The sequence below is a fragment of the Kaistella sp. genome (genome assembly GCF_032060305.1).
Lineage (GTDB): Bacteria > Bacteroidota > Bacteroidia > Flavobacteriales > Weeksellaceae > Kaistella > Kaistella yananensis.
The window spans coordinates 1-6,941 of the sequence record NZ_DAMBHK010000097.1 but is presented as its reverse complement, the minus strand read 5'-3'; the positions used below and the strand labels follow the sequence as shown (position 1 = coordinate 6,941).

General features: G+C 40.7%; 4 protein-coding genes and 1 pseudogene. All 5 read left to right on the top strand.

Annotation, left to right across the window (positions count from 1 at the left end; translation table 11 throughout):
* The coding region (locus V5N63_RS10830; RefSeq protein ID WP_332033955.1) for a TonB-dependent receptor at positions 1–2,478 on the top strand (2,478 nt) is incomplete at its 5' end.
* 62 nt (positions 2,479–2,540) lie between these two features.
* A complete protein-coding gene (locus V5N63_RS10825; RefSeq protein ID WP_332033954.1) occupies positions 2,541–3,578 on the top strand; it encodes a phytase in 1,038 nt (345 codons plus the stop codon).
* A gap of 125 nt (positions 3,579–3,703) precedes the next feature.
* A complete protein-coding gene (locus V5N63_RS10820) occupies positions 3,704–4,717 on the top strand; it encodes an NAD-dependent epimerase/dehydratase family protein (protein WP_332033953.1) in 1,014 nt (337 codons plus the stop codon).
* Position 4,718: 1 nt separating this feature from the next.
* Positions 4,719–6,482 (top strand): AMP-dependent synthetase/ligase, encoded by a 1,764-nt coding sequence (locus tag V5N63_RS10815; protein ID WP_332033952.1) that lies wholly within the window; start codon positions 4,719–4,721, stop codon positions 6,480–6,482.
* 21 nt (positions 6,483–6,503) lie between these two features.
* Positions 6,504–6,941, top strand: a pseudogene (locus V5N63_RS10810) (diphosphomevalonate decarboxylase); the annotation flags it as partial.

Here is a 6,941-nt window from a genome sequence, read left to right as displayed (position 1 = left end):
CAGAGCCAGGCAAGAGCGTTAAATACCCAGAAAAACAATCCTAATATCACCAACGTTATTTCTACGGAGCAAATCGGTAAGTTCCCGGATTCCAATATCGGTGATGCCTTAAAGCGTGTACCTGGAATCACGATGCAGAACGACCAGGGCGAAGCGCGCGACATCATCATCCGCGGTCTTGCACCGGAGCTGAACTCTGTAACACTGAACGGAAACAGAATTCCTTCGGCGGAAGGCGATAACCGAAAAGTTCAGATGGACCTTATCCCTTCAGATATGATCCAACTGATAGAGGTGAACAAAACTCTGACATCAGATATGGATGCTGATGCCATCGGTGGTTCGGTGAACTTGAATACCAAAACACCGACCAATAAGGAAAGACTTTCATTAACGACTGCTTCAGGCTTCAACCCAATCCGTAACAAATTTGCCTTCAACAACGGGTTTTTCTACGGAAACAGATTCTTTGGCGGTGCTGTAGGGCTTGCGTTGAACGGTTCATATAACCTACAGGATTACGGTTCTGATAATGTAGAAGCGGTTTGGAAAGAAGGTAAAGCTTCAGAGGCTTTCATAGGTGAAATGGACATCAGAAAATACGATGTAAAGCGTGAACGGAAATCTGTAGGTGCAAACCTTGATTTCAAGATCGACAGTAAGAATGCCCTTACTTTGGGCGCACTTTACAACTGGAGAGACGATCTGGAAAACCGTTACAGGCTTCGTTTTAACAGCGTAAAAGAAAATTTTGACAAAAATACCGGTGAATTTCTGGGTTATACAGCGGATTTAAGAGCGCAAACCAAAGGCGGAATCGGGAATGATCTGAACAAAGGTTCAAGGCTTGAGCGCCAGATCATGCAGAATTATTTCATTACAGGTGATCACATCATCGGCTCAAAAATCGATATGGATTGGGGTGCATCCTACTCCAGAGCCGAAGAACAAAGGCCAAACGAAAGATATACAGATTATCAGGTGAAAGGCGTTGAGCTTGATAAAAATTTTGACAGCGAGGAGCAGCCTTTACTTAAACCGGTGACTCAGCCCGCTTTGAAAGATTTTAAATTCCGAACCCTAACCGAGCAAAACGGGATGACGTTTGAAGACGAAATTACGGGTAAACTGAATTTCAGATTCCCTTTCTCCATCATCAGCGAGCAGAAAGGCCGTTTGAGAATCGGTGGTAAAGCGAGAATCAAAACTAAAGAAAGAGATAATAATTTCTTCGATTACAAACCTGTAGCTTCCAATACTTTATATTATACTTTGGATAAGGTGAACAGCGTTTTTTGGAACGGGAAAAATTATAATCCAAGCGAAAAGTACGTTCCGGGATGGTTTGCAAGCAAAGAGCACTTGGGCGGTTTAAATCTGAAAAACTCAGCCATGTTCACAGAGAGTGACGAACCCGCAGAATATTTAGGTCTTAATTACAAAGCCAAAGAGAATATTTATGCCGGATATCTGCGTTGGGATCAGAATTTTAGCGATGTATTCTCGATGATTGCCGGTTTAAGGCTTGAAAACACGCAAATCGACTACACCGGGAACGTCATTGAGGATGAAGAAGATTTGACAGGAACCCGCCAGATCAAAAACGATTATACCAACTATTTACCAAGCCTGGCGTTCAAATATACGCCAGTTGAAAATCTGGTTCTTCGTGCAGCGTATTCCACCGCTTTGGCGAGGCCGAGCTATTACAAACTTTCGCCTTTCGTAAGCATTATTCCGGGAGACAACGATATTTCTGCAGGTAACCCGAACCTGAAAGCATCTTATGCACACAATTTTGACGTGATGGCTGAAAAATATTTCAAGTCTGTAGGTTTGATTTCATTGGGTGGTTTCTACAAAAAGATCAATGATTTCATCTACGATTACAGGGACAATAGATTCAGTTACGATAAATTCTCTGCAGAGTTTCCGGATGTTGCCAATGTTTTGGTGCAGGGAGAGGATTATACATTCCTTCAGTCGAAAAATGGAGAAAGTGTAAACGTTTACGGTTTCGAGGTGGCTGTACAAAAGCAGCTCGATTTCCTTCCTGGATTTGCGAAATTCTTTAATCTTTACGCCAACTATACCTACACCAAATCTGAAGCAAAAGGAATTTACGCTGCGGATGGAACTTTAAGAGAAGGCCTTATGTTGCCTGGTACGGCACCACATATGTTCAATGCTTCGTTGGCTTGTGAAAACAAGAAATTCTCCGCAAGAATTTCATTGAACCATGCTGCAGCTTATCTTGATGAACTTGGTGCAGATGCTTTCGAGGACCGCTACTATGATAAGCAGACTTTTGTGGATTTCAACGCATCTTACGCAATCAAGGAATGGATGAGGTTCTTCGTGGAGGCTAACAACCTTACCAACCAGCCTTTGAGATACTATCAGGGTGTAAAGAACAGAACGGCACAGATGGAATACTATATGCCGAGATATACTTTCGGTTTCAAGTTTGACTTTTAATTACTATTTTCTATATTTCAACAGGAGAGCGTAGCAATCCGCTTTTTTTAATATTTCGTAAAATGAAAAAAACATTTTTTTATATCGCATTTTGCACTGCATTGGTACAGTGTACATCTTTAAATTTGCATAAAAAGGTTCAACCAGCAGTGATCACGGAACAGGTAAATTTTGATACCGATGATCCCGCGATCTGGATCAATCCACAGGATGCTTCCCAATCTTTAATTATCGGAACCGACAAAGAAACGGAAGGCGGCCTTTTTGTATTTGATTTAAATGGAAAAATCGTGAACAAAGTGCCGGGTTTAAAGCGTCCTAACAACGTAGATGTCGAATACGGATTTAATTTTCAGGGTAAAAAAATCGATATAGCAGTTACCACGGAAAGACAGCAGAATAAGATCAGGATTTACGAAGTTCCCTCGATGGAAGAAATTGGGGCAATTCGTGTTTTTGAAGGCGAAACTGATCGCGACCCGATGGGAATTTCAATCTATAAAAATCCCCATACTGAAGAAATTTTCGCCATTGTGGGCAGAAAATTCGGCCCGGACGGAACTTACCTTTGGCAGTACAAACTTTCAGAAAACAACGGGAAAGTTACTGGCGAAGTGGTACGGAAGTTCGGAAATTTCAGCGGTAAAAAAGAAATTGAAAGCATTGCCGTAGATGATGAACTGGGCTTTATTTATTATTCTGATGAAGGATTTGGTGTTCGCAAATATTATGCAGATCCGGCAAAAGGCAATCAGGAACTCGCACTTTTTGGGCAAAAAGATTTTAAAGAAGATGTGGAGGGAATTTCGATTTATGACACCGGCAACGGAAAAGGATATATTTTGATTTCAAATCAGCAGGCCAATACCTTCAACGTTTACAGGCGCGAAGGCGACAATGGAAATGCGAACCAGCATTCCAGAATTGCAGAAATTCCGGTTTCTACAAAGGAAAGTGACGGTTCAGAAGTAGTCAATGTCAATCTCGGATCCAAATTTCCAAACGGCGTTTTTGTAGCGATGACCAACGGAAAAGTATTTCATTACTACGATTGGCGCGAATTTCAGAAAATTATTGATGAGCAGTCGCAGCCCAAGTAATTAAAAGGATTTAATTTTTAATAATAATAGAAACCTTGCAAAAAAAACTTTTGCGGGGTTTTTTATTATATTTTTAAGTTTGAGCTTGAATTTATTATGAGTATTTTTGTAAAATATCCAAATTTATGGTTCTGGTCACCGGCGCAACAGGAATTCTCGGAAGAGTTATCGTTTTAGAACTGCTGAAACGCGGGAAAATCGTGCGTGCGGCAAAGCGGAGATCCAGTAATTTGGAGGAGGTTCGCCATTCTTTTCAGTTTTATACCGAAAATCCTGACGATTACTTTAATAAAATTGAATGGATGAATGTTGATTTTGAAGACATTCATTCGCTGCAAACTGCCATGATTGGGATTGATGAAGTGTATCACTGCGCCGCGACGGTAAGTTTTCATCCCGCCGATCAGCGCAGGATGTATCATACCAATATCGAAGGAACCAGAAATTTACTTTATGCGTGCGAAGGAAGTCAGGTGAAGAAATTCTGTTTTGTAAGTTCTATTGCGGTGCTTGATGGTGTGAATGAAAAAGATGAAACCGATGAAAATTCAGATTACAACCAGAAATTAGATCATTCTGCCTATGCCGTTTCCAAACATTTTTCTGAAATGGAAGTTTGGCGCGCGGCCGCGGAAGGTTTGAACACCGTAATTGTAAATCCGGGAATCATCATCGGCAGCGGAAACTGGACGCAAAGCAGCGGACTGCTTTTTCAGAATTTGGCGAGACCTTGTACTTTTTCTGGTGGAGCGTCCTATGTAGATGTGCGCGATGTGGCAAAGGCATCCATCGAACTCATGGATAACAATGTTTTTAACGAACGCTTTATCCTGATTTCAGAAAATAAACGGTACGCGGAGGTAGCGTCGTATGTAAGACAAAAAATGGGACTTTCTTCCCCGAAAATTATTCCTTCAGCGTTGCTTACGGTCGGCAGAGTTTTGAACTTTGTTTTTGGATGGCTTTTTTCGCCTTTAAGAATGGTAGATAAAGTTAACACAGAGTCAGTTACAAGAATGAGCAATGTAAGTAATGATAAAATTGTAAAGACGCTGGGATTTAAGTTCATTCCGGTGAATGACAGCATCGATTTCCACCTGGAAAATTACAGAACTGATAAAAAAAGTAAAAAAGAGTAAGATGAATTTCGCAGAATTTTTGAATACAAATGCAGAGAAGTTCTCCATAAAACCTGCGATAGGTTTTAAAAAGAAGGACGTATGGAAAGAAATACACTGGCTCGATTTCCGCAGGATGGTTTTCAAAACAGCAAATGCATTGAAAGAAGCCGGAATTTCTGCAAACGACCGGGTAGCAATTTACTCCGATAACTCCGCTGAATGGATTACTTTCGATCTTGCGATTCTCTCTCTTGGCGCAGTTACCGTGCCGATTTATTCTACAAACAACGGTTCGCAGGCAGAATACATCATCAATGATTCTGAAGTTAAAATTATATTGGTCGGCAACCAGGAACAGTATGATGCCGCTTTCGAAATTCTTAATAAAGAGAACACGCTGCAGCAGATTGTTGTTTCAAAAAAAGCCATCTGGATTAAAAAAGACCGAAGCATTTATTTTGAAGATTTCATCAAGAAAGCGGAAGAACATTTTGATATTGTTAAAAAAGAAGACGATGATCTGGCGACCATTATTTACACTTCCGGAACTACCGGCGTACCGAAGGGAGTAATGCTTACGCACGGTAATTTCCACAACTCGATTAAGGCGCATTTCGAATTTTTCAAATTTAAAAACTTCGAGAATGAAACTTCACTTGCTTTTCTTCCGCTCACGCACGTTTTCGAAAGAAGCTGGACATTGCTGGCACTGTACGGCGGTGCAAAAGTATATTTCCTGGAAAATACCAAGCTTATCGCCCACGCATTAACCGAAGTAAAACCTACCATGATGTGTGCGGTGCCAAGATTTTATCAGAAAATTTATGCCGGCGTCAACGAAATGGTTCAGAATGGTTCAGATTCTAAGAAGAAGATTTTTAACTGGGCAATAAATGTAGGAACTCAGGTTTCAGAATTAAAGCGGCTCGAAAAACCCGTTCCTTTTAGTCTTGGATTTAAAAATAACATCGCTGATCTTCTGGTTTTCAACAAAATAAAGAAAAAAATGGGCGGAAAACTTTGGTTTATGCCTTGCGGCGGCGCTTCAGTATCCCCGGAAGTAACCAAGTTCTTCGATGCGATGGGTATTCATATGACGGTGGGTTATGGACTTACGGAAACTACTGCTACATTAACTGCTTTTCCGTTTACTAAGTATGAGCACGGAAGCGCCGGAACTCCACTGGGTGATACGCAGCTTAAGATTGGTGAGAATAATGAAATTCTGGCCAAAGGAAGCGGAGTGATGAAGGGTTATTACAGATTACCGAAAGAAACAGCCGAGGTTTTCACGGAAGATGGTTGGTTCAGAACCGGAGATGCAGGTAAATTTGATGAAAAGGGAAATCTGTACATTACCGACAGAATCAAAGATTTAATGAAAACGGCCAACGGAAAATATATCACGCCGCAACCTATTGAAAATTTACTTTCAAACAATAATTTTATCAATCAGGCAATGATTGTGGCGGAGGATAAGCCTTTTGTAACTGCGTTGATTATTCCGAATTTTGAAGCGCTGAAAGAGCAGCTTCCAAAAATGAACATTCCCTTTACCACCTGGCAGGAAATCGTGGATTCGGAAAAAGTAAAAGAATTTTACCGCGAAAAACTCGAAGAAATACAGAAAAGCCTGTCCGGTTTCGAAAAAGTGAAGAAATTTGTACTGATGCCGGCGGAATTCGAGATCAACACCGGCGAAATTACACCCACGCTAAAGGTGAAAAGAAATGTGGTAATGCAGAAATATGCAGCGTTGATCGAAAAATTGTATACTGCGTAATGCAACTTAATTAATTGAAAAATGAACGAATTTACAGGAAATAAAAACTACAGCATCTCCACCCAAACAGTGGTTTCAAGCTGCCCGTCGAATATTGCGCTCATCAAATATTGGGGAAAGTATAAAAACCAGATTCCCGCCAATCCAAGCATCAGTTACACGTTAAATAACTGTAAAACAAATACTTCGATGGAGTTTTTGGCAGATGAAGAATTCTCTGTACAAACGTTTCTTGCAGGCAATGAAGAACCCAAATTTGCTGAAAAAATTGAAAAATATTTTAGAAATATCGAAGAGTATCTTCCCTGGATTCTGAAAGGGAAATACATTATAAAAACCGAAAATACTTTTCCCCACAGTTCGGGAATTGCAAGCTCTGCCTCGGGATTTGGTGCTGTCGCCAAATGTTTAATGGAGCTTGAGCAGCAGTTTTCGGGTATTCAGGATGGTGATTTTAAA

Excerpts from the sequence above, each read along its gene's own strand:
- V5N63_RS10825 (WP_332033954.1), top strand. The coding sequence starts at position 2,541 with ATGAAAAAAACATTTTTTTATATCGCATTTTGCACTGCATTGGTACAG.
- V5N63_RS10820 (WP_332033953.1), top strand. The coding sequence starts at position 3,704 with ATGGTTCTGGTCACCGGCGCAACAGGAATTCTCGGAAGAGTTATCGTT.
- V5N63_RS10815 (WP_332033952.1), top strand. The coding sequence starts at position 4,719 with ATGAATTTCGCAGAATTTTTGAATACAAATGCAGAGAAGTTCTCCATA.